Source organism: Bradyrhizobium sp. USDA 3240 (genome assembly GCF_054063295.1).
In genome coordinates, this window is sequence record NZ_JBSSGD010000002.1 from 7295129 (window position 1) to 7318302 (window position 23174).

Consider the following 23174-nt stretch of genomic DNA (forward strand, 5'->3'; position numbering starts at 1 on the left):
AATTGGCAAAACCGGCACTGCCCCGCATTGGTCATCGTTGAAGCCACGTCGCTCACGCGCGCGCAGCCTGCCGGGTCAGTTTCACCAGCTCCAGCAGCATGGCTTCGCCGGCATCGACCAGTGCTTCCAGCGTGATGGATGATTTGCGTGATGCGGCCGTGCCGTCATGGGCGAGCGGTGGGACATGGACGAATTGCGCGAGGCGCAACTCGTTGTCGCCGTTGACCGCCTCGATCGCGCGCCAGCTCAAATAGTTGCAGAGATAGCTGCCGGCATCGCGGGACATCCGTGCATCGATGCCGGTGGCCAGCGCGGCGCGCCGCAGCTTTTCGCTGTGCGGCCCGAACAGCTTCGCATCGGCGCCACCTTCGATCGATCCTTTGCGTGCATGCTGGCGGCCGGCATCGGGGAAGCGCGTGGTCACGGCGTTGCGGGCGCGGCTTTCGATCCGCAGATGCGAGCTGCGGCCGGCGAGGCCGAACATCAACAGCGCCTGCGGGCGACGCGTTGCGATCAGCTCGGGCAATTCGCGATCGACGGCAGCATAGGTGACGTCAAAGATGTGGCTGGTCAGCGCGACGTTGTCGAAAGCCGGGCGGCGCAGGGCGGTCAGCCGCTTCACCAGTGGCATGGTCGGGTTGAACGGCGCACACCCGGGAACGGCCCGAAGCCGGTGATGAGGATGCGCAGTTTGCCGCTCAATGCAGCATCTCCGCGATCTGCTCGGCGGCGACCGCGGGCGAGATGCGGCCGCCGGCGACCTCGGCCTCCATCTTCTTCACCCTGGCGCGGATCGCAGCGTCTGAGCGCAGCCGCGCCATCATCCGGCCCTCCAGCATCGACCACATCCACTTCACCTGCTGCTCCCTGCGGCGGGCCTCGAATTCGCCCGAGGCATTCATCGCGGTGCGGTGCTCGAGGATCTTCTGCCAGAGCCGGTCGAGCCCGGCGCCGGTCAGCGCGGAATAGGTCTCGACCGGCGGATGCCAGTGCTCGGAGCGCGGCGCGAGAATATGCAGCGCGCTGCGATAGTCGGCGGCGGCGAGGTTGGCGCGCTTCAGGTTGTCGCCGTCGGCCTTGTTGATCGCGATCATGTCGGCGAGCTCGACGAGACCCTTCTTGATGCCTTGCAGCTCGTCACCGGCGCCCGGCAGCATCAGCGCCAGGAAGAAGTCGGTCATGTCGCAGACCGCGGTCTCGGACTGCCCGATGCCGACGGTCTCGACCAGCACGACGTCGAAGCCGGCGGCCTCGCACAACAGCATCGCCTCGCGGGTCTTCGCCGCGACGCCGCCGAGCGTGCCGGAGGACGGCGAGGGGCGGATGAAGGCCTCGTCGGAGACGGCGAGCCGCGCCATCCGCGTCTTGTCGCCGAGGATCGAGCCGCCGGTGCGCGCCGAGGAGGGATCGACAGCAAGCACCGCGACCTTGTGGCCGCGCTCGATCAGGAACATGCCGAGCGCATCGATGGTGGTCGACTTGCCGACGCCGGGCGAGCCGGTGATGCCGACCCGCACCGCCTTGCCGGTGTCAGGCAACAGCGCCTGCACCAGCTCGCGCGCCGCCGCCTGGTGGTCGCCGCGCCGGCTCTCGACCAGCGTGATCGCCCGCGCCAGCGCGGCGCGGTGGCCGGCGCGGAGCTGCTTGGCGAGGGCGTGGATGTCGGGAGAGGCGGGCTTCGGCGAGGTCATGGGCCTTGGTTTACAACGGCTGCCGGTTGCAGGCGAGGGCGGAGTCCGAACTCGTCCCCGATCAATCGCGAGATCGGGAATCGGGTGGGCGCGCCCGCCGCCATGCGGTTGATCAGGGCGCGTTCCGCATCACTGCGGACCAACATCCGGAGCCTGCCATGACCCGAGCCTATTACAGCACCGTTCTCGACCATCCGCTTGATGCCGTGTGGTCGCTGATCCGCGACTTCAACAATTACCCCGCCTATATCGAGGGCGTCAGCGAAAGCGTGATCGAGGACGACAAGCGCGGGGACCAGGTCGGTGCTGTCAGGCGCTTCTGCTATCTCGGGCTCTGGGTCAGGCAACGCCTTGCCGGTCACTCGGACACGCAGCATTCGCTGACCTATGCCAGCATCGAGCCGCTGCCGTTTCTGGCGGATGCCGGTTCGGACGCGCCGCAGCCGACCCATTACGAGGGCACGATGCATCTGCTGCCGGTCGTCGAGGGCAACCGCACCTTCATCGAGTGGTCGGTCAAGCTCGACACGGCGCCTGCTGACGCCGATCGCTGGCACAGCCAGTTCCAGGCGTGGATCCCGGACTGGACCGGCTCCCTGGTCAGAGCGTTGGCGCGTCAGCCAGGCTGAGGCCTGCTGAAGCAGCTATCGCGACTGATCGTCCGCGTCGGCCTTCGGTCGTGCGCCGCCAAAGATCTTCGCGCCTTCCGCCGTCAGGTACGGCTTCAGCGTCTCCCACGGCACGAAGACGACATACTGGCCTTCGGCATAGGGGCCGACGGCGTAGGGCGGGTAGTGGAAGGTGAGGCCGGAGCTCTTGCCGGCTTCGGTCGAGGGCGCCAGCGTCACGGCGCCGATCTTGAGCAGGGTCGGCTTCAGCTCCTTGTACCACTCGGCGGTTGCGGTCTCGCCGGCGCCGCGCCGCTTCTTCTCGGTGTTCAGCGCTGAGACGATCGCCTTGCGCATCGCCGTCAGGGTCGGGCCGTTGTCCGCCGTCTCGGTGAAGAGGGGACGGATGCTGATGCGCTTGTTCGCCGTCGTATCCCACAGGATGGTGTTGACGTCGGTGTTCGGATGCGCGCCGAGCGTGTCCATATAGTCGTCGCGCAGCACGCTGACATAGCGGCCGTCGACGATCGAGCGCACCGAATATTTGCGCTCGAATGAATAGCCGCCGCGGTCTTTGAAAAGCTCAGGCTCGTCCTTGCGCGCGGAAGCCGCCTCCGCCGCGTTCTTGTCGATCCACTTGCGGCCTTCGGCAAGGCAATCGGCCGCCAGTGCGCTATCCGCCTTGATCTTGTCGTCGAGATAGACGTTGGCCTCGATGCTCGCATTCTTGATCGTGGCGTCGGGCTTGGGATCGGTAGCGATGGCGGGGGAAATGAAGAGGAAGCCCGCTATCAGGGCAACGGACCACTTCGCGCTGATCGTCAATGCTTCAATTCCTTGGTGATTTGGTCGACGAACGCCTTCAATGGCAACAAATCATCCTCAATCATGATCCATAGCAGGTCAGCGTCGGTCCGATGATAGGCATGGCGCAACCAGTTTCCGAGATCGGCCAATCGCCTCCAGTTGATGCCGGGTTCCTTGTCCTTCAGATCGGTTGGAATGTGCCTTGATGCTTCGCTGATCATCTCAAGCAGCCGCTCTACAGCCAGCCGCATTACCAGATTGTTGGCGAAGCTCTCGGGGGTTTGCCCGGCCGTTATGTCCCGAATGCTATCGATCGCTGTGGCAATGTGGCCAATGCGGTCCGCAACGGTCGGCTGCACGTCAGAATACTTCGAGAATGTCGTCGGCGATTTGTTGAGCGAGCCGAGGAGGAAGGGATCGCTTCATGGTTGCTTGCGCCTGCAAGCCCGTCGCGTCTTCAATGATGTGCTCGACACCGATCAGGTTGAGTAGCGAAAACGAGGCGTCCGGCTCGACTTCAACGAGCACATCGACGTCACTGTCGGGCCGATAGTCGCCGCGCACGCGCGATCCATAGATCGCGAGCCTCGACACGCCCTCCGCCTTGATGGCATCGGCGTTCTCTCGTATCGCGGCTATGACCTCTTCGCGCGTCATGGTTTGGGACCTTGCAATCCCACCAATCTATCATCTACTCCGCCGCCGCGCTATGGCCGAGCCGCGTGTTGAGCTTGTGGATCAGCTCTTCGGCGGCGTCCGAGATCACGGTGCCCGGCGGGAAGATCGCCTCGGCACCGGCCGCATACAGCGCATCGTAATCCTGCGGCGGCACCACGCCGCCGATGATGATCATGATGTCCTCGCGGCCGTGCTTCTTCAGCGCCGCCTTCAGTTCCGGCACCGCGGTGAGATGTGCTGCTGCGAGAGAGGAGACGCCGAGGATGTGGACGTCGTTCTCGACCGCCTGCCGGGCGGCCTCGTCGGCGGTTGCGAACAGCGGTCCGATATCGACGTCGAAGCCGACATCGGCGAAGGCGGATGCGATCACCTTCTGGCCGCGGTCATGGCCGTCCTGACCGATCTTGGCGACCAGAATGCGCGGGCGGCGGCCCTCGGCCTCCTCGAATGCGTCGATCAGCGCCTGCACCTTTTCGACCTTGTTGGACATCGCCGCTGCCTCTCGCTTGTAGACGCCGGTGATGGACTTGATCTCGGCGCGGTGGCGGCCGAACACCTTTTCCATGGCGTCTGAAATCTCGCCGACGGTGGCCTTTGCGCGCGCGGCGTCGATCGCCAGCGCCAGCAGATTGCCGTTGCCTTCGCCCGCCGAGCGGGTCAACGCGGCCAGCGCCGCATCGACGTCCTTCTGGTTACGCTCCTTCTTGAGCCGCGCCAGTTTGTCGATCTGGAGCCGCCGCACGGTGGAGTTCTCCACCTTCAGCACGTCGATCGGCCGCTCGTTCTCCGGCTTGAACTTGTTGACGCCGATCACCGCCTGGCGGCCGGCATCGATCCGCGCCTGGGTTTTCGCGGAGGCTTCCTCGATTCTGAGCTTCGGCACGCCGGCCTCGATCGCCTTGGCCATGCCGCCGAGTTCCTCGACCTCCTGGATGTGACCCCAGGCCTTGGCCGCGAGATCGCGGGTGAGCCGCTCGACATAATAGGAGCCGCCCCAGGGATCGATGATGCGGTTGGTGCCGCTCTCCTGCTGCAGGAACAGCTGGGTGTTGCGGGCAATGCGCGCCGAGAAATCGGTCGGCAGCGCCAGGGCCTCGTCGAGCGCATTGGTGTGCAGCGACTGGGTGTGGCCCTGCGTTGCCGCCATCGCCTCGATCGTGGTGCGCATCACGTTGTTGAACACGTCCTGCGCGGTCAGCGACCAGCCCGAGGTCTGGCAATGCGTGCGCAAGCTGAGCGAGCGCGGGTCTTTCGGATTGAACTGCTTCAGCAGCTTGGCCCACAGCAGCCGCGCCGCGCGCATCTTGGCGACTTCCATGAAGAAGTTCATGCCGATCGCCCAAAAGAAAGAGAGGCGGGGGGCAAAGCGATCGACGTCGAGGCCCGCGGCAAGCCCGGCGCGCAGATATTCGACGCCGTCGGCCAGCGTATAGGCGAGCTCGAGGTCCTGCGTCGCGCCGGCTTCCTGCATGTGGTAGCCGGAGATCGAAATGGAGTTATATTTCGGCATCCGCTGCGAGGTGTAGGCGAAGATGTCCGAGATGATCCGCATCGAGGGCGTCGGCGGATAGATGTAGGTGTTGCGCACCATGAACTCTTTCAGAATATCGTTCTGAATGGTGCCCGACAGTTTTTCCGGCGGCACGCCCTGTTCCTCGGCGGCGGCGACGAACAGCGCGAGGATCGGCAGCACCGCGCCGTTCATGGTCATCGACACGCTCATCTGGTCGAGCGGGATGCCGGCAAACAGCGTGCGCATGTCGTAGATTGAATCGATCGCGACACCGGCCATGCCGACGTCGCCGGAAACGCGCGGATGATCCGAGTCATAGCCGCGATGGGTGGCAAGGTCGAACGCGACCGACAGGCCCTTCTGTCCAGCCGCGAGGTTGCGGCGATAGAAGGCGTTGGAATCCTCCGCCGTGGAGAAGCCGGCATATTGCCGGATAGTCCAGGGCTGGTTGACATACATGGTCGGGTAGGGGCCGCGCAGATAGGGCGCGATCCCCGGCCAGGTCTCGAGGAAGTCGATGCCTTCGAGATCGGCCTCGCCGTAGACGGACTTCACCGGGATGCCTTCCGGCGTCAGCCACGGCTCGGCGCTCGCCGACGGCATCGCCGCGGCAACGGGCTGGAAAGCGACATCGGCGAAATTGGGAATGCGGGTCATTCCTTGGCTTCCTTAGTCATGGTCCGGGTGCTGATGGCTGACGATGGTCGCCATCTTCTCCGGTCCGTAATTCTGCATCGTGGTCTGGCTCGGCAGGTTGGCGATGCCGACCACCCAGCCGTGGCGGGACTCGGTTCCGAATTGCTGCGTCGGGATCACCCGGTCGGGCCGGTCGAAGGCGCCGGTCATGATCTCGATACGGGGACCGTCGATCCGTCGGAAGCTGAGCGGCGTGCCGCAGGCGGCACAGAAGTCTCGCTCGGCGATCGAGGAGGATTTGAACGCCGCCGGCTTGCCCCGGGTCCAGGCGAAATCCTCCTTGTTGATGTCGGCGAAAGAGGCAAACGGCGCACCGGAGGCCTTTTGGCACATCCTGCAATGACAGATGCTGACGCGATTCGGCGCCGCCGACACCGCAAAGCGCACGGCGCCGCACTGGCAACCGCCGGTCAGCACAGGTTTCGCTGGTGCCTCTGCCGTCATGCCTGCTCCATCCGCCGATAGGCGTCGCGCAATGTCGCCAGCGCGTCGCCGCCGGCGAAGACGAACTCACCGATGCCGGCCGCCCGCAGCGCCGCTTCCTGGTCGCCGGGCCGCCCTGCCAGATAGATATGCCTTGCTCCGGCGCCGTGAAGGGCCTTGGCGGCCTCAGGGGCGCTGACGGCATAGACCTTATCGGAGGAACAAAGGCACGCCATCGCGGCGCCTGAGGCCTTGAAGGCGGCGGCAAGCGCCGCGGTGTCGGCAAAGCCCTCGCTGTCGATGGCCTCGATCCCGCCGGTCTCGAAGAAGCTTTTTGCAAATGTGGCGCGGGCCGTGAAATCCGCTGGCGTGCCGAGATTGGCGAGGAAGATTTTCGGCCGCGCGCCACGCGCCTTCAAGGCGGCGTCGGACTTGTCGCGCAACGCCTCGAACGGTTCGGCGAGCCGCATCGGCGCGAGGGCATCGAATCTGACCTTGGCTCCTGCCGCGGACACCGGCGCTGCCGGCTTCACATCCAGGACTGCGAGGATCGCTTCGTGCAGGTTCGGGAATTCGCTGGCGCCGGTCAGGACGTCGCGGCGCTTCGCCACGTTGGCTTCGCGCTGCGCTCGTGTCGCAGCGACTTTCTGTTGCAGCAGTCCTTGCTCGAGCGCGGTGAAGATGCCGCCGGCGTTCTCGATCTCCTGGAACAGCGTCCACGCCGCCTCGCAGAGCTGCGAGGTCAGCGTCTCGATGCCGCCGGCGCCTGCCGCGGGATCGGAAACCTTGGCCAGGTTGGACTCGTCGAGCAGCACGAGCTGCGTGTTGCGCGCCACGCGGCGGGCGAAATCGTCCGGCAGCCCGAGCGCGAGCGTGTGCGGCAGCACGGTGATCGCGTTGGCGCCGCCGAGCCCTGCGGCAAAGGTTGCGATCGTCGCGCGCAGCATGTTCACGTTGGGATCGCGCTGGGTCAGCATCCGCCAGGCGGTCTGCGCGTTGACGAAGATCGGCTTCGGTGCGAGGCCGCAGGCCTCTTCGATCCTTGCCCACAGGCGGCGCAGCGCGCGGAATTTCGCCATGGTCAGGAACTGGTCGGCATCGGCGCTGAGCCGGAACGACACGGCTGCACGCGCCGCATCGAGATCGAGCCCTGCGCCTTCCAGCATGCGCAGATAGGCGAGCGCGGTCGCGAGCGTGAAGGCGAGCTCCTGCACCTCGGAGCCGCCGGCGTCATGCACCGGCCGGCCGTCGGCCAGCACGAACGGTCCCTTGAAGCCGCGCTTGATCAGGCCGTTGACGACCTGGCCGAACGACTTTTCGTAATTGGGCCAGGCGATGGCCGCTGCACCGCGCACAGCCATGGTGCTGAGCGCCTGGTAATTGAAATGCAGGTCGAGTTTTGCCGGATCGAGCTTGCGGGCTTCGATCATGTCGGCAAACGTCTCGCCGGCGTTCTCGCGTCCGATCACCGGGTTGAGCGCGATCATGATGCCGGCATCGAGGTGGACGCCGCCGCAGGCCCGCGCCAGCGTCTTCTTGCTGGCGTCCGTGAGACCGAAGCCGCGCGCGCCGGGACCGCCGGCGAACTCGAATTCGAGGCCGGTCGCTCCGTTCTCGAGATCCTGCAAGGCCTGCGCATTGGCCGCTGCGGCATCGGGATGGTCGACCCGCTGCAGGATCTGCCAGGGGGTGGCGGCGGCGCGGCCGGGAAGCGGGCTCAGATTGGTGGCGCGGCGATAGATCGGATCGATCCTCAAACCATCATAGGTCTTGCCGACCAGCTTCTCGTACGGCGCGCCCTTCAGCATGCCGTCGACCAGCTTGCGCCAGTCGTCATAGGTCGCAGGAGCAAAATCCGAAGCCAGAGCCAAATCGTCAGTCGAGGTCGTCATCCGCCCAAATCGTCCTTCATCGGCCCCGCGACGGGGGCCCCCTTGATTTGGCCGGAAATTGCCACGGGCGGGCGGCCAAGCCAAACGGTTGTTTGCGCTCGTGCGGCTTTTAATCGAGGTCCGCTAGACGGAAAATACCGTCGGTCGAGACCCCAGCCAGCGCATCCGCGACGCGGCGCCCGGCGATGACGCGGTCGGGAACGATCTCGGCCAGCGGCACCAGCACGAAGGCGCGCTCGAACAAACGCGGGTGCGGCAGCGTCAGTTCCGGCTTGTCGAGTGTGATGTCGTCATAGGCGATCAGGTCGAGGTCGAGGGTGCGCGGACCCCAACGCTGCTCGTTCTTGCGGTCGCGACCGAATTTGCTTTCGATCTTGTGCAGCGTGAACAGCAGCGCGTGCGGATCGAGGCTGGTGTCGATCTCGATGCAGGCATTGATGAAGGTGTCCTGCTGCGCTTCGCCCCAGGGCGGCGTCGAATAATCCGACGAGCGCGCCAGGAGCGCTGCCTGCGTCATGCCGCAGATATTGGCGATCGCCTTGCGAAACGTCGTGCGGACGTCGCCGACATTGCCGCCGAGTGCGATCAGGACGTCAGCCATCGGTTCAACCGTGCGGCGGCGGATGCCGCGAGCGGGTCAGCACCACGCCGACATCGTCGAAGATCGCGGCGATCGGCGCATGCGGCTTGTGCACGGTGACCTTGACCGCCCTGACCCGCGGGAAGCTCGCCAAGATGTCATCGGCCACCGCGCCGGCGGCGCGCTCCAGCAGCTTGTAGTTGGTGTTCTTGAATGCCGATGTCGCGGTCGCCACCACGTTGGAATAGGACACCGTGTCGGAGAGGCGGTCGGTGCGCGAGGATTCCGAGAGGTCGGTATAGAGCTCGAGGTCGATGACGAAGCGCTGCCCGACTTCGGTCTCATGTTCCATCACGCCATGACGGGCATGGATGACGATCCCGGTGATGAAGATCGTGTCGGTCATTGCTGTCCCTCGATTGCCGCGGCCACCCGCAGCGCCTGAACGGTTTCCGCGACGTCGTGCGCACGGATGATGCGGGCGCCATGCTGCGCAGCGATCAGATGCGCCGCGATCGAGCCGCCGATCCGCTGTTGCGGTTCGGAGGCCACGACCGTGCTGATGAAGCGCTTGCGCGAGGCGCCGACCAGCACCGGCAGGCGGAATGCGTTGAGTTCGGCGAGCCGCGCCAGCGCCTGCATGCTCTGCTCGGGCGTCTTGCCGAAGCCGATGCCGGGATCGAGCACGATCCGGTCCGACGCAATGCCGGCGCGCGCTGCGATCTCGAGCGAGCGTTCGAAGAAGGCCGTGATGTCCTGCATGATGTCGATCGCCGGATCGGCCTGCTCGCGATTGTGCATGATGATCACGGGCACGCCGCGCGTGGCGACGAGCGGCGCCATGCCGGCATCGCGCTGCAGACCCCAGACGTCATTGGCGATCGCCGCACCCTGGTCGAGCGCCCAGGCCACGACCTCCGACTTCATGCTGTCGATCGAGACCGGCACGCCGAGCGCGACCACCTCGGTCAGCACCGGCTTCAGCCGCGCCATTTCGGCCTCGGCGGTGACCGGCTGCGAGCCATAAGGGCGGGTCGATTCGGCGCCGATGTCGATGATGTCGGCGCCCTCGGCGATCAGCCTGCGGGCCTGCGCCAGCGCCTGTTCGGGCGCGATGAACTGACCGCCGTCGGAGAACGAGTCCGGCGTGACGTTCAGGATACCCATCACGGCCGGATAGGGCCGCGACAGCAGCGCCGGCAGCACCGCCGATACGGCCGGGCCGGTCACCGCCGATGCTATGGGCTTGGTCGCCATCATGCGGTGGCTTTGCGCTGCCCGCAGCGGCAAGTCAAGGTGTCGCGATGATGGCTGGCGCGGGTGGCCGCGGGTGCGGTTAAGGCAGCCTAATAGTGATGCTAATAGGTGATCTTGAGCGGCAGCTTGCGTGCCTGTTCAATCAGCAGCTCGACCGACTTTTCTGAAGGCATCACGCGGACGAGCTTACGCCGCACATTGGCATCCTTCATGCTCTGCGCCAGCCGCGACGGGTTGCGCTGCGCGAGCTCCCGCACGGTGGTGACGCCGGCGGCGCGGACCAGCCCGACCTTCGCCTTGCCCATGCCGGGGATCCGCATGTAGTCGGAGATGTTGGCCCATTCGAGCAATTGTTGTTCGCTGATCCCGGTCTTGGCGGCGAGCGCCTTGCGTCCCTTGACGGTGCGGGCGGCTTCAAGCAGTGCGTCGGTCGTGCGGATACCCTGCGATTTCAGTTTGGTGGCGCAATAGGCGGACAGGCCTTCGATCTCGGAGAGGGGGTATGTCATGATACTCGTATGCAGGTAACAGGTAGAAGGGAGCGCGCGCAGGGGCGTTCGGAAAGTGCCTCAGGCGAACTGGCTGAGGCCCGGCGTCCCCGAGATGATCTCGCCCATTTGATCCGCTCCGATTTTGTCGCGGCCGAACCTGAAAAGTTCACGCGCGACGTTCTGAATTTCACCCATGCTCAGGCCAAGCGCCATCAGCCGGGTGCCGACAGCCATCAGGCCGCCGCCCATCAACCGCGATAGACCACCGCTGTTGTTGGAGGCGGCGATTGCCGCTTCGGCGCCGGGGATGTGGTCGATCAGAGCCTGGACTTTGTCGGACGGTCCCTCGTTACGGAGGAAACCCAGAACGATGCCGATGGTTTTTTCAGCGACAGCGCCATCGATGCCGGCCTTCGCGGCCAGCTGTCCAACCAATTCGTCCATCTTGCCCCGCCTCAACCGGACTTTGCCGGATCGTTCTTAAGGATTTATCTTGAGCGCCTGTGTCACGAAATACAAGCGATCCGCGCATTTCAGTTGGTTTTCTTTTTCAATCGCGCTGTGACTGTGGCCTCGTTGCAAGAGTGAGCGGCGGATTCACACCATCTTGTCGCAATGCGCAATGCCTTTCGTCACTTCGCCGGGAATAAAATGAGGAACCAGTGGCGCGACAATATACGTCAGCTTGCGCTGACGGTTTCAATCGACCGGCAAGATGCAATATGATGGCACTGGTTCGGTACCGAACCGGGTGCGATCATTGAAGCGATCTAAATTTCCGCGAAGAGGCGAAGCGATGGCGACCTCCGACGACAAGCTGGCCGATACCGACGAGAAGATTTTTATCGGCAAGGGTGAGGAGACAGCCTGGTTGACGCTGGCGCTGGCCAACCGGCATGGCCTCGTCACCGGTGCAACCGGAACCGGCAAGACCGTCTCGCTTCAAGTCATGGCTGAAGGATTTGCGCGCGCCGGCGTTCCGGTTTTCGCAGCCGACATCAAGGGCGATCTCTCCGGTATCTCCGAGGTCGGCGAGGCCAAGGACTTTATCGTGAAGCGCGCCCAGCAAATGGGCCTGACCTTCCAGCCCGACCAATTCTCGACCGTGTTCTGGGACGTGTTCGGCGAGCAGGGCCATCCGGTGCGCGCCACCGTCACCGAGATGGGCCCGCTGTTGCTGGCGCGAATGCTCGATCTGAACGACGTGCAGGAGGGCGTGCTCAACGTCGCCTTCCGCGTCGCCGACGAGAATGGCCTCGCGCTGATCGACATGAAGGATCTGCGCGCCCTGCTGGATGCGATCGCGCCCGACAGTAGCAAGAAGGGCGCCGACGACGGCGAAGATCCGCTGGCGTCGATCCGCAAGGCCGCGCAGAGCTACGGCAACGTCTCCAAGGCGACGGTCGGAACGATCCAGCGCCAGCTTCTGGTGCTCGAGAACCAGGGCGGCGCGAAGTTCTTCGGTGAGCCCGCGCTGACGCTGAAGGATTTCATGCGGACCGACCGCGACGGCCGCGGCATGGTTAATATCCTCGTCGCCGACAAGTTGATGCAGAGCCCGCGGCTTTACGCCACCTTCCTGCTCTGGATGCTCTCGGAACTGTTCGAGGAATTGCCGGAGGCCGGCGACATGCCGAAGCCGAAGCTGGTGTTCTTCTTCGACGAGGCGCATCTGCTGTTCACCGACGCGCCGAAGGCGCTGATGGACAAGATCGAGCAGGTGGTGCGGCTGATCCGCTCCAAGGGCGTCGGCGTCTATTTCGTCACGCAGAATCCGATCGACGTGCCGGACAAGGTGCTGGCGCAGCTCGGTAACCGTGTGCAGCATGCGCTGCGCGCCTTCACGCCGCGCGACCAGAAGGCGGTTGCCGCCGCCGCGCAGACCTTCCGGCCCAATCCGAAGCTCGATACCGCGCGGGTGATCATGGAGCTCGCCAAGGGCGAGGCGCTGGTCTCGTTCCTCGAGGGCGGCGGCACGCCCTCGATGGTCGAGCGCGTCATGGTGCGCCCGCCGTCGGCGCGGATCGGGCCGATCACGCCGGAGGAACGCAAGGCGATCATGGATGCGAGCCCGGTGAAGGGCAAATACGACACCGCGATCGACGCCGAGTCCGCCTACGAGATCATCCAGAAGCGTCTCGCCGGCACGGCGACGCCCGCAGACGGTGCGTCTGGCGAAGGCGGCGGTATCCTCGGCCAGATCGGGGCCATTGCCGCCACGATCTTCGGCACCAACGTCAAGCGCGGCCGGCTCTCGACCGGACAGGTGATCGCGCGCAACGTCACGCGCTCGGTGACCGACAAGGTGGTTGGCGGCGTGGTCGCAGATCTCGGCAAGTCGGTCGGTGGCTCGGTGGGCGGCTCGATCGGTCGCGCATTGGTGCGCGGCGCGCTCGGCGGAATCCTGCGCAGGTAGCATCGCGATCATCCGGCCGGAACGGGCGACCGACTTTGCCTCCGGCGGCCGGCGCGCTACAACGTCGGCAATGTCCAAACAAAAAGGATATGAGCGATGTCCAACGCCAAGCTGCAGCCCGTCCTCGACCGTATCGACGCCGATTTCGACAACAGTCTCGAGCGGCTGTTCACGCTGCTGCGGATCAAATCGATCTCGGCCGATCCGGCCTTTGCCAACGACTGCAAGGCGGCTGCCGATCACCTCGCCATGGATATCGCAACCCTCGGCTTCAAGACCGAGGTGCGCCCGACCGCCGGCCATCCGGCCGTGGTCGGCAAGCTGAACGGCGCGACCGACGGGCGCCCCCATGTGCTGTTCTACGGCCACTACGACGTGCAGCCGGTCGATCCCTTGAATCTCTGGCACCGTCCGCCGTTCGAGCCCGTGGTGACCGACCACGCCGACGGGCGCAAGATCATCGTCGCGCGCGGCGCCGAGGACGACAAGGGACAGCTGATGACCTTCGTCGAGGCGTGCCGGGCCTGGAAGGCGGTGACGGGGTCGCTGCCGATCGACATCACCATCGTCATCGAGGGCGAGGAGGAGATCGGCTCGAAGAATTTCGTGCCGTTCCTCGAAGCCAACAAGGCCGAGCTCAAAGCGGACTTCGCGTTGGTCTGCGATACCGGCATGTGGGATCCGAACACGCCGGCGATCACGACCTCGCTGCGCGGCCTGGTCTATGACGAGGTCAAGATCAAGGCCGCCAACCGCGACCTGCATTCCGGCGTGTTCGGCGGCGGCGCGCAGAATCCGATCCGCGTGCTGACGCGGATCCTCGGCGGCCTGCATGACGAGAACGGCCACATCACCATCCCCGGTTTCTACGACGGTGTGAAGGATCTGCCGCCGGACATCCTGGCGCAGTGGAAGCAGCTCAATCTGACGGCGGACAGCTTCCTCAAGCCGATCGGCCTGTCGGTGCCGGCCGGCGAGAAGGATCGGCTCCTGATCGAGCAGGTCTCCTCGCGGCCGACCTGCGACATCAACGGCATCGTCGGCGGCTATACCGGCGAGGGCTCGAAGACGGTGATCCCGGCGGAGGCGTCGGCGAAGGTCTCGTTCCGCCTGGTCGAGGGGCAGGACCCCGAGAAGATCCGTCAGGCGTTCCGCGATTATGTGAAGGCGCGCCTGCCGGCGGATTGCAAGGCCGAATTCATTGATCACTCCTCTGCGCCGGCGATTGCGCTCGACTGGAACATGAAGCCGCTGGCCGCGGCCCGCCGCGCGCTGACCGACGAATGGGGCAAGGAGGCGCTCCTGGTCGGCTCCGGCGCCTCGATCCCGATCGTCGCCGACTTCAAGCGCACGCTCGGCCTCGACAGCGTGCTGGTCGGCTTCGGGCTCGACGACGACAACATCCATTCGCCGAACGAGAAGTACGACCTCAAGAGCTACCACAAGGGCATCCGCTCCTGGGCGCGGATTCTCGCCGCCTTCGCCGACGCCAAGTAGCGCGAGGCGCGAACGCAAAAACGCCGCCCGGAATTGGGCGGCGTTTTGATTCAGGTCGTGTAGAGGGTGTTGGCGGCTAGCTTACCCGAAGATTGTGAAACTTCAATCGCGGTAGCCGGGATTGACCCGGTCGAGCTTGCGCAGCAGCGGCGGCCAGACCAGCTGCGTCGAGCGCAGCTCGGCGCGATCCGGGTTGGAGAGCAGCTCGGTGTTCTTGTCGATCGCGTGCTGGTCGACCGGATAGACGCTTCCGCCGAGCGCGCGGGTCGCCACCTGCATCGAGCAGGCGCGCTCCAGATGGTACATCCGCTCGAAGGCGGATGCAACCGAGCGGCCGACCGTCAGCGTGCCGTGATTGCGCAGCAGCATGTGGTTCTTGGTGCCGAGATCGCGCTGCAGGCGCGGGCGCTCGTCATGATCGAGCGCGATGCCTTCATAGTCGTGATAGGCGAGGTCGTGGGTAACGAGCTGCGCGGTCTGGTTCAGCGGCAGCAACCCATCGGGGCCGCTCGACACCGCGGTGCCGTCGACCGTGTGCAGATGGAGCACGCAGCCGGCGTCCTCGCGCACCTCGTGGATCGCCGAATGGATGGTGAAGCCGGCCGGGTTGATGCTGTAGTCGCTCTTCGAGAGCTGGTTGCCGTCGAGGTCGACTTTGACCAGGCTCGAGGCGGTTATCTCGTCGAACATCAACCCGTACGGGTTGATCAGGAAGTGATGCTCGGGTCCGGGCACCCGGGCCGAAATGTGGGTGTCGACCAGATCGTCCCAGCCGTAGAGCGCGACCAGCCGATAGCAGGCGGCGAGATTGATCCGCTGCTCCCATTCCGCCGCACTGATATCCGATGGCACTTCCTTCAGGCGCGCTTCCGCTGGCGACATGGCCGATTGCTCCGTTGATGGCTGTTGCTTGGGCTGAGCCTAGCGCTGCCGCCGGATCGCAGCAAGGCAGCATACCGGCGTGACAGTCATGCCGGCATGCGGCCCACGATCCGAATGGCGACGGTCGGTGGGCAGCCGCAGGGATCGATCTTCCAAGGCCGCCACGAGCGAGAGCATTTTTCAGTTCTGATTGACGCGAACCGGCGTCGACTTTGTTCGAGAACGCCTCAGGGGGCCGGGATCGCAAGCAGGCTCGAGATGCTGCGGCCGCGGATATCGTAGACGCGGGCGAACACGACGTCGTCGCGCTTGATCTCGACCATCACCGGTGCGGCCAGGCCCTTGCAGTAGAACTCGCCGAGCGTCATCGCGAAATCGGCAGCATTGCTGTCCCAGCCGATCGTGAAGTCGGGCCCGAGCGCGACTTGCGCGGGGCGCTGCGGTCCGCACACCGCGACCTTCCACTTGCGGTGCTGCGGCGGCACTTCCTGCCGCTCCGCCAGCTGCTCGCGCAGTCCGTCGGATGCCTGCTTCAGCGCCAGGCCCCAATAGTCCAGCATGAAGAAATTGTCGGCGGTTCGCACCGTGCCCGCGATGTGGTTGAAGTGCGTGTACTGATACGGATGCAGGCGGATCATTTCGCTGAGCGGCAGCATCAGGCCGAACGCGAACACGGCGAGCGCCGCGGGCTGCCAGGCACGGCGGTTCTCGCCGAGCCAGTCCATGCCGCGGGCGAAGGCGACGCCGCCAAGCACGGCCATCGGCGGGATCACGAAGATGAAGTGGCGGATGCCGTTGTAGAGCGCCGGCCGCTTCACCATTGCGATCACCAGCGGCAGCGTCGCCGCCAGCGTCAACATCAGCATGACCGACTTGCGCTTCGCGGTCACATCGGTGCGCGACAGCGACATGAAGGTGGTGATGACGGCCGCGGTCAGCAGCACCAGCATCACTTCGGGAAGCTGCAGCGCGAACAGCGTCGGCAAATAGGACCACGGCATGTCCGGCACCGAGACCAGCGCGCCGTCGAACATCTCCTTCCACGGCTTCTCGAAGAAGTGCGAGAAATAGGTCACCGCTTCCAGCGGATGGCCGGGCTCCATGATCGACCACGGCCAGATCAGGCCCATCACGAGATAGCCGAGAACAAGTCCCGGTAGCAGCACATAGACGACGTGGGCAAAGCGGTGGGTCGCCTCGCGCGGGCCCTGTGTGCGGAGTTCCTCGATCCAGAGCGGGATGAAGCCGACCACTGCGTAGATCAAAGCGAGGCCGCCAAGGACGCGGCAGCCGATCGACAAGCCAGCGCCGAGGCCTACGAGCAGGATCGTGCGCGGCGAGGGCGCCGGATATTCCTCGATCAGGCGGACGAGACCCATGATCAGGACCACCATCGCGACGGCGAACGGTGCATCCTTCGGATTCATGAACATGTGACCGTAGAAGGTCGGGCACAGCGCGAGCAGCAGCAGGGCCGCCAGTCCCGCCAGCGGGCCACTGACGCGGCGCGCCAGGCGCCAGGTCACGGCCAGCCCGATCACGCCGACGATTGCGCCCAGCAGGCGGCGCGTCTCGAACAATTCGAGCGGGATGACCTTGTGCAACAGCGCTGCGGCCATATCGAAGCCGCCGCCGTACATATAGAGATTGGCGAAGGACAGCGCGCCGGTGTCCTTGAACCCGGACCCGAACATGCGCAGCAGCAGGTCGGCGTATTCAGCGTGGGTGTAGTCGTCCCAGCCCAGACCGTAATCGCGGAATGTTAGCCCGGCGACCACGGCGACCACGCCGAGGACGAGGAATGCGAGATCGTCGCAGGTCTTCTCCACCGAGCGCCGCGCAGGCGCATCGAGGGCAGACGTCGTAATCGATGACATAGCTAGTGATACCGGCGTGCCTGTGGCCCAGTTTGGCGCTTTAGGGCCTCATTCCCCGGCATCCATAGCGCAGTTCCGTTTCCGAGTAATTGGTAATTGTGGCGTAATTTCCCAGATGCATTGCAATATATTGGCAGCAATTCGTAGCCAGTAAATCTACGGGCGGCGGTTTCCTGAACGTGGCTGCAACAGCGACGGGACCGCGCTTCGGGCCCGGTTAAGCGGGATGTTAGGGAACTCCGTCTACAATTGGCGGTTGGCGGTTGGCGGTGTGGGCACTATGACGGTATCGTGGCGTTGGTGGCCCGCGCCGATTTTCGGTCGGGTCTCCCGGGGGTTAGTTCGATGATGGTTGGTCTGTTGGTCGTCGGCGTGGGCCTGGTTGTGGCGGGCTTGGCGGCGATCGGCTTGGGAATCCCCTACAAGGAATTCAGCGTCGGCGGCGCGTTGATCACGACCGGCGTGACCGGCGTCTGCACCGGCGCGATCGTGCTGGCGCTCGCCGCGATCCTTCGGGAACTCCAGGTCATCGCCAGGCGGCTCGATCCCTTGGCCGCAGGCGCCCGGGCCGAGGTTCCGCTGCCGTCTGCAACTTCCCCGCGCAATGGCCCCGAGGATCCGGTTTTCCCGCCGCCGCGTGAGCCCAAGGTTGCCGCGCCTCCGTCGCTGGCCCCGCCATCCACGTCCACGGCGCCGCCACCCTGGCACGACGAAATCGGCCCACGTGGCGCGCCGGGCGAGACGCCGCTGCCCGTGCCGGGTGGAGCGCCCCCGGAGGGCGAAGCCACGCCCAAGCGGCGCAACCTGTTGTTTTCGTCCTCGCGGAAGGAACGCGAGCGGGCCCAGGGCCGCACGGCCGAGCCGCTGACGCCGGACCTACTGTCGCCGGAGCTTCGTCCTGGTCCGGCCGCAGCGGCCGAGCCCGCGCCGGCAACGTTCGACGATGCCTGGCCGAAGGCCGAGCGGCCGCGGTCGGTCGATGTCGCCCCACGGCGTACGCCCCGGCCATCCACCTTCGGCGAAACCCAGTCAGCCGGCGCGGCGCCGTCATCAGGCCACCCGCCGCCGCCCCAGGAACAGCCGCCGGTGACCGTGCTCAAATCGGGCGTCGTCGACGGCATGGCCTATTCGCTGTATTCGGACGGATCGATCGAGGCGCAGATGCCGGAGGGCATGATGCGGTTTACCTCGATCGACGAGCTCAGGTCGCATCTGGAGCAGCGACCTTAAGGTCCGCATCAATACTTGCGAGCGGCGGGTTCGAGCCCGGAAAAATACGGCCGTTCTTGTCAGCTTTGCTGCAATCCGCTCATATTCGCAAAGTAGTACGCGATTCCATTGATGTATTGCTGCACGTGGATACTGTCCGGTGGGCGCCGGGCTGCCGAGAGCACGGGGAAGATTGAGCCATGTCCGATACGTCAGGCAAAACGCCGGTCGAGCTGACCGCAAACATCGTTTCGGCCTATCTCAGCAACAATCCGACGCCGGCCTCGGATATTCCGAGCCTGATCAGCCAGGTCCACGCGGCGCTGCTGCGGGTGTCGAGCGGCCGTGCCGACACGCCGAGCGAGCCGGCCAAGCCGGCGGTGTCGATGAAGAAGTCGATCACGCCGGAATATCTGGTGTGTCTCGAAGACGGCAAGCGCTTCAAGTCGCTCAAGCGCCATCTACGCACGCAGTACAACATGACACCGGAGCAATATCGCGACAAATGGGGCTTGCCGGCCGACTATCCGATGGTGGCGCCGAACTATGCGGTGGCACGTTCTCAGCTCGCCAAGAAGATGGGACTTGGCCAGCAGGCGCGGAAGCGGAAGTAAGGGCTCAGAGCATTTTCGAGCGAAGTGGATACCGGTTCGCGTGAAGAAAATGCGTCAAACAAGAATCAAGAGCCCCGTTCCGATTCTATCGGAACGGAAAAGGCTCTAGGCGGACGCCAGCGCCTCGCGCGCGTCGTTGCGGATGCGATCGACCATCGAGCGGAGGCCGTTGGAGCGCTGCGGCGTCAGATGGTCGCGGAAGCCGAACTCGTCGAACAGCGCGAGCGCATCGGTGGCCAGGATTTGCTTCGGCGTGTGCCCGGAAAACAGCGTCAGCACGATCGCGACCAGGCCGCGCACGATGTGGGCGTCGCTGTCGCCGACATAGGTCAGGCGCGGTTCGCCGCTGGCATCGCGATCGATCCGCTTCGACAGCCAGACCTGGCTGACGCAACCCTGCACCTTGTTCTCGGCCGAATGCTCCGCCTCCGACAACGGCTCCAGCGTGCGGCCGAGCTCGATGACATAGCGGTAGCGGTCATCCCACTCGTCCAGCAGCGCAAAATTGTCCCTGATTTCGTCGATCGTCGTCATCGTGGCCCGCGTCCTATTCTCACCGGCTTATATAGGAAGGCGGGCCGCGAAAGCGACGAAAATGGAACCGGTTCCCGGTTGTTTTTGGCGCGTTTTCCTCACGCGAACCGGCATCCGTCTCACGCGAAAGCGCTCTATTGGCGCTTACGGCATCGGCGGCAGGCGGAATTCAATCATCTGATCGTCCGCCGTCAGCGTGTCGTGAGACGCGCCCGGGTCGGTATCGTCCTTGCCGATCGAGCCGGTGTGGTCGGGCGGCTTCTTGTCGGTGATGATCTGGTAGAGCTTGCGCGCGCCATCGGTCGCGCGCTGGCCGATCGCCGTCGCGGCCTGGCCGCCGACTTCGCAGGCGGAAGGCTGGCGCTTGCAGAACTGACCCATGTCGTTGATCGTCGCGGTCGCGGCCGACACCGCGTCCGACGCGCTGACCTGCGGCGTCTTGTCCGCTTCAGGGGTTTTGTCTCTCGGCAGCAGCACGAGCACAAGCCCGAGCCAGAATGCCAAACGCAGCAGGAAGAACATGGCGCGATCCCGGTCGTCTATCTTGTCTTTTGCTTCTTGCGCGGTCGATGCCGCTATTGCCCTCACGGTTAGCATCGGTCGATAAATCGGAAGTATCTGCATTGAAGCAAATCCGCCGAAAAATCGCGGAAAATTCGCCTGAATCGATTCGCCGTAAATTTTCGATTGATGGCGGCTGACGGGTGCCAAATCGGCATACTGCGCCGTGTCCACCATTTCGAAACCATAGTTTGTCGCACCCGGAAACCAGCCGTTCACCATCCCCGACAAATGACCGGTGAATGACAGCATCGAAGCCTCGCCAATGCACGGTGTTTGGCAGCAGGCCGCCCCGCCTTAGCGTTCGCTTAAGTTCGCTCTGACACGTTGGCCTGCAATCACAAAGGAGGCGTTCCGGCGCGTCTGTCTGACGATCAAGCCGAAGCGCGAGTGCTGTGAGTAGTTTGAGTCTGATCCGCGATTGCCTGGATGCGCTGCTGCATCCGTCGACGCAATATGATGCGCTGACGCGTGTGCGCCATCGTGCCTTCATGGCGCCGCGGCTGCTCGGCAGTCTGGCGGCGCTGGCATCGTTCCCTGCGTTTCTGGCGATGCGCGGGGCGCCGACGGCGATCGAGGTCGCAGCCTTCGCCTGGCTGATCGCGCCGATCCTGCTGTCCTGGTTCCTGTCGCGCACCGGCCGCTATGAAGGCGCGCATGTGCTGTCGTCGCTGGCGCTCGCCGGTCTCGTGATGATGATCGCAGCGTCCACCGGCGGCATCGCATCGTTCGCCGCGGTGTGGCTCGTCGTGATTCCGATCGAAGCGGCGCTGTCGGCGTCGCGGCGCGTGGTGGCGTTTGCGTTCGCGCTGGCGATGATCTGCGCGGCGCTGCTCAGCGTGCTTGGCCATTACCACGTGCTGCCGGTGGTCGATCCCGCGGTTGTCTTGAACAGCTCGCTGGTCGGCTTCGGCGTCGTGTCGGCGATCTTCTATGCGGCCGGGCTTGCCTTCGGCGCGGAGTCGCTGGCGCGCACCAGCGTGGCGCTGCTTTACGTCGAGGAAGAGCGCTACCGCCTGCTCGCCCATAACATGAGCGACGTGTTGTCGCGGCACAGCCGCAACGGCGCGGTGCGCTTCATTTCACCCGCGGTCGAGGTCATGCTCGGCGTGCCGGCATCGCGGCTGTCCGGCCACGGCCTGTTCGACCGCGTTCATGTCGCCGATCGCCCGGCCTATCTCACCGCGTTGTCGGACGCCGCGCGCGGCGAGTCCCGCAGCGTCGAGTTCCGGGTGCGCCGCGACGGTGCGCGTGGCGAGGCTGCCGCCGAATTCATCTGGGTCGAGATGCGCTGCCGTGCGCTCGAGCAGGCCGCCGCCGATGCCGAGGTGGTCGCCGTGATCCGCGACGTGACCGATCGCAAGGTGCAGGAGCAGGCGCTCGAACAGGCGCGCCATACGGCCGAGCAGGCCGATGCATCGAAGACGCGGTTCCTCGCCACCATGAGCCACGAGCTGCGGACCCCGCTCAACGCCATCATCGGCTTCTCCGAGATGATCGCGCAGGAAGACGTGCTCGGCCTCGACGCGGCCCGCCGCAAGGAATACGCGCAGCTCATCAACGACTCCGGCCAGCATCTTCTGTCGGTCGTCAACGGCATCCTCGACATGTCGAAGATGGAGTCCGGCAATTTCGAGATTTCGCCGGAGCCGTTTGCGCCGCGGCCGGCGCTGCTCAATTGCTGCAACCTGGTGGCGCTGAAGGCGCGCGAGAGCGGTGTCGACCTCGTCACCCGGGTGCCCGACGATTTGCCGATCGTGAACGGCGATTCGCGTGCGTTCAAGCAGATCGTGCTCAATCTGGTTTCCAACGCGATCAAGTTCACCGAGCGCGGCGGCAAGGTCACCGTATCGGCCGGCGTCGAGGGATCGCGGCTGCTGTTGCGGGTCTCCGACACCGGCGTCGGCATCGCCGCCGACGACCTCAAGCGGATCGGCGATCCGTTCTTCCAGGCCGGCAAGACCTATCAGCGCCGCCACGAAGGCACCGGCCTTGGCCTGTCCATCGTCAAGGGGCTGGTCGGACTGCACAACGGCGAGATGAACGTGGAGAGCAAGGTGGGCGAGGGCACCATTGTGTCGGTCGCGCTGCCGCTGTCGTTCACCCCGCCGGCCGCGGTCGAGCCGTCCAGCAATGTCTCGCCCCTGAAGCCCGCATTGCGCTCCGGACTGCAAGAGCAAACCCAACAGGTGAAGAAGAGTGCCTAGACAGACTTTGGATGACGACGAAACGCCGCGCCGTCGCCGCGGCGCCAAGGCAGTGGCCATCGCGGCCGAGGAGGAGCGTGGCCTCGTCCTGCGCCTGCTGCTGCACAGTCCGAAGGATCTGGTTGCGGGCGTGTTGGCCCTGTCTGCGATTGTTGCGATCCTGATCAATGCGCTGTTCCTGCAGGCTGGCCGTCATCCGTCGCCGATGTTCGGCGGGTCGGTGGTGACGCTGCCACCGCCGGCCCCGGCTGCCGCGGCCACCAGCCCATTGCCGCGCCCGCGTCCGGCCGAGGCTGCCGCCATGGAGCCGACCAAGCCGGTCGAGGTGAAACCCGTGGAGACCAAGCCTGCCGAGACCAGGTCCGTTGAAGCCAAGCCGGTGGAGCCCAAACCGGTTGAAGCGAAGCCGGTCGATCCGATGGCCAGCTTGGTGATGAAGTCGACGGCCGCGCCGCCGGCCGCCGCACCGTCCGCGGCCGCCGCGCCGTCCAGCGTCATTCGTCCGCCGGCGCCGATCCCGACCCAGCATCTGAGCCCGGCCGGAAAACGCATCGCCGCGGTCCAGCGGACGCTGACCGAATATGGCTACGGCCAGCTCAAGCCGACCGGCACAATCGGCGCCGATACCCAGCACGCGATCGCGAAATTCGAGCGCGCGCGCAAGCTGCCGGTGACCGGGCAGATGTCCGATCGCCTCGTGCACGAACTCAGCACGATGATCGGGCACGCGATCGACTAGGC

General features: G+C 65.2%; 23 protein-coding genes and 1 pseudogene. 7 read left to right on the forward strand and 17 right to left on the reverse strand.

Annotated elements, in window-relative coordinates:
- Positions 1 to 52 precede the first annotated feature (52 nt).
- Positions 53 to 702, reverse strand: a pseudogene (locus ACVIGA_RS34985) (pyroglutamyl-peptidase I family protein).
- Entirely contained in the window at positions 699 to 1691 is a 993-nt protein-coding gene (gene meaB / locus ACVIGA_RS34990; protein WP_456669595.1) for a methylmalonyl Co-A mutase-associated GTPase MeaB, read from the reverse strand. The pseudogene ACVIGA_RS34985 and the gene meaB overlap by 4 nt, the downstream one beginning before the upstream one ends.
- Positions 1692 to 1849: 158 nt before the next feature.
- Between meaB and ACVIGA_RS34995 the strand changes: the two genes are divergently transcribed.
- Positions 1850 to 2320, forward strand: a complete 471-nt coding sequence (locus ACVIGA_RS34995) for an SRPBCC family protein (RefSeq protein ID WP_456669596.1) — start codon at positions 1850 to 1852, stop codon at positions 2318 to 2320.
- Between the two features lie 15 nt (positions 2321 to 2335).
- Here ACVIGA_RS34995 and ACVIGA_RS35000 read toward each other — a convergent pair whose 3' ends face one another.
- The 11 genes from ACVIGA_RS35000 to ACVIGA_RS35050 all read right to left on the reverse strand — a co-directional run bounded on the left by ACVIGA_RS35000 (position 2336) and on the right by ACVIGA_RS35050 (position 11080).
- The gene (locus ACVIGA_RS35000; RefSeq protein ID WP_456670953.1) at positions 2336 to 3118 is read right to left on the reverse strand and encodes a DUF3298 domain-containing protein; all 783 of its coding nucleotides are present in this window, start codon (positions 3116 to 3118) and stop codon (positions 2336 to 2338) included.
- A gap of 2 nt (positions 3119 to 3120) precedes the next feature.
- Positions 3121 to 3465, reverse strand: coding sequence for a HepT-like ribonuclease domain-containing protein (locus tag ACVIGA_RS35005; RefSeq protein WP_456669597.1), 345 nt, complete (start codon positions 3463 to 3465; stop codon positions 3121 to 3123).
- A 1-nt stretch (position 3466) separates the two neighbouring features.
- Positions 3467 to 3763 carry a nucleotidyltransferase family protein gene (locus ACVIGA_RS35010; protein ID WP_456669598.1) on the reverse strand — a complete coding sequence of 99 codons (297 nt, stop codon included), beginning with the start codon at positions 3761 to 3763 and terminating at the stop codon, positions 3467 to 3469.
- A 34-nt stretch (positions 3764 to 3797) separates the two neighbouring features.
- Complete coding sequence (scpA, locus tag ACVIGA_RS35015) at positions 3798 to 5954, reverse strand: methylmalonyl-CoA mutase (RefSeq protein ID WP_456669599.1); 2157 nt, start codon at positions 5952 to 5954, stop codon at positions 3798 to 3800.
- A 12-nt stretch (positions 5955 to 5966) separates the two neighbouring features.
- Positions 5967 to 6437, reverse strand: a complete 471-nt coding sequence (locus tag ACVIGA_RS35020; protein ID WP_074131308.1) for a GFA family protein — start codon at positions 6435 to 6437, stop codon at positions 5967 to 5969.
- A complete protein-coding gene (locus tag ACVIGA_RS35025; RefSeq protein WP_456669600.1) occupies positions 6434 to 8308 on the reverse strand; it encodes a methylmalonyl-CoA mutase family protein in 1875 nt (624 codons plus the stop codon). Before ACVIGA_RS35025 ends, ACVIGA_RS35020 begins: the two co-directional genes overlap by 4 nt.
- 109 nt (positions 8309 to 8417) lie before the next feature.
- Positions 8418 to 8909, reverse strand: coding sequence for a 2-amino-4-hydroxy-6-hydroxymethyldihydropteridine diphosphokinase (gene folK, locus ACVIGA_RS35030; RefSeq protein WP_456669601.1), 492 nt, complete (start codon positions 8907 to 8909; stop codon positions 8418 to 8420).
- Positions 8910 to 8913: 4 nt separating this feature from the next.
- Positions 8914 to 9294, reverse strand: coding sequence for a dihydroneopterin aldolase (gene folB, locus ACVIGA_RS35035; protein ID WP_223968279.1), 381 nt, complete (start codon positions 9292 to 9294; stop codon positions 8914 to 8916).
- Entirely contained in the window at positions 9291 to 10148 is an 858-nt protein-coding gene (gene folP / locus ACVIGA_RS35040; protein ID WP_456669602.1) for a dihydropteroate synthase, read from the reverse strand. The genes folB and folP overlap by 4 nt, the downstream gene beginning before the upstream one ends.
- Before the next feature lie 98 nt (positions 10149 to 10246).
- On the reverse strand, positions 10247 to 10654 hold the full coding sequence (locus tag ACVIGA_RS35045; protein ID WP_092125172.1) for a DUF4332 domain-containing protein: 408 nt from the start codon (positions 10652 to 10654) through the stop codon (positions 10247 to 10249).
- A gap of 60 nt (positions 10655 to 10714) precedes the next feature.
- Entirely contained in the window at positions 10715 to 11080 is a 366-nt protein-coding gene (locus ACVIGA_RS35050) for a DUF2267 domain-containing protein (protein ID WP_456669603.1), read from the reverse strand.
- 352 nt (positions 11081 to 11432) lie between these two features.
- Here ACVIGA_RS35050 and ACVIGA_RS35055 point away from each other — a divergent pair, with 352 nt between their 5' ends.
- Together ACVIGA_RS35055 and ACVIGA_RS35060 are read left to right on the forward strand one after the other, a co-directional pair.
- Positions 11433 to 13052 (forward strand): helicase HerA-like domain-containing protein, encoded by a 1620-nt coding sequence (locus ACVIGA_RS35055; RefSeq protein ID WP_456669604.1) that lies wholly within the window; start codon positions 11433 to 11435, stop codon positions 13050 to 13052.
- 96 nt (positions 13053 to 13148) lie between these two features.
- Positions 13149 to 14549 (forward strand): M20/M25/M40 family metallo-hydrolase, encoded by a 1401-nt coding sequence (locus ACVIGA_RS35060; protein ID WP_456669605.1) that lies wholly within the window; start codon positions 13149 to 13151, stop codon positions 14547 to 14549.
- Positions 14550 to 14651: 102 nt separating this feature from the next.
- On the opposite strand, the gene ACVIGA_RS35065 is transcribed toward ACVIGA_RS35060, so the two are convergent.
- Together ACVIGA_RS35065 and ACVIGA_RS35070 are read right to left on the reverse strand one after the other, a co-directional pair.
- A complete protein-coding gene (locus ACVIGA_RS35065; protein ID WP_223968282.1) occupies positions 14652 to 15431 on the reverse strand; it encodes a class II aldolase/adducin family protein in 780 nt (259 codons plus the stop codon).
- 227 nt (positions 15432 to 15658) lie between these two features.
- Entirely contained in the window at positions 15659 to 17308 is a 1650-nt protein-coding gene (locus ACVIGA_RS35070; protein ID WP_456669606.1) for a glycosyltransferase family 39 protein, read from the reverse strand.
- A gap of 345 nt (positions 17309 to 17653) precedes the next feature.
- Here ACVIGA_RS35070 and ACVIGA_RS35075 point away from each other — a divergent pair, with 345 nt between their 5' ends.
- Both ACVIGA_RS35075 and ACVIGA_RS35080 read left to right on the forward strand, forming a co-directional pair.
- Positions 17654 to 18538, forward strand: coding sequence for a DUF308 domain-containing protein (locus tag ACVIGA_RS35075; RefSeq protein ID WP_456669607.1), 885 nt, complete (start codon positions 17654 to 17656; stop codon positions 18536 to 18538).
- A 179-nt stretch (positions 18539 to 18717) separates the two neighbouring features.
- Positions 18718 to 19131, forward strand: a complete 414-nt coding sequence (locus ACVIGA_RS35080) for a MucR family transcriptional regulator (RefSeq protein ID WP_092125178.1) — start codon at positions 18718 to 18720, stop codon at positions 19129 to 19131.
- Between the two features lie 105 nt (positions 19132 to 19236).
- On the opposite strand, the gene ACVIGA_RS35085 is transcribed toward ACVIGA_RS35080, so the two are convergent.
- On the reverse strand, positions 19237 to 19665 hold the full coding sequence (locus tag ACVIGA_RS35085) for a SufE family protein (protein ID WP_456669608.1): 429 nt from the start codon (positions 19663 to 19665) through the stop codon (positions 19237 to 19239).
- A 144-nt stretch (positions 19666 to 19809) separates the two neighbouring features.
- Complete coding sequence (locus ACVIGA_RS35090) at positions 19810 to 20187, reverse strand: DUF5330 domain-containing protein (RefSeq protein ID WP_456670954.1); 378 nt, start codon at positions 20185 to 20187, stop codon at positions 19810 to 19812.
- 443 nt (positions 20188 to 20630) lie between these two features.
- Between ACVIGA_RS35090 and ACVIGA_RS35095 the strand changes: the two genes are divergently transcribed.
- Together ACVIGA_RS35095 and ACVIGA_RS35100 are read left to right on the forward strand one after the other, a co-directional pair.
- Positions 20631 to 22433, forward strand: coding sequence for an ATP-binding protein (locus ACVIGA_RS35095; RefSeq protein WP_456670955.1), 1803 nt, complete (start codon positions 20631 to 20633; stop codon positions 22431 to 22433).
- Positions 22426 to 23172, forward strand: a complete 747-nt coding sequence (locus tag ACVIGA_RS35100; RefSeq protein WP_456669609.1) for a peptidoglycan-binding protein — start codon at positions 22426 to 22428, stop codon at positions 23170 to 23172. Before ACVIGA_RS35095 ends, ACVIGA_RS35100 begins: the two co-directional genes overlap by 8 nt.
- The last annotated feature ends 2 nt before the right edge of the window (positions 23173 to 23174 follow it).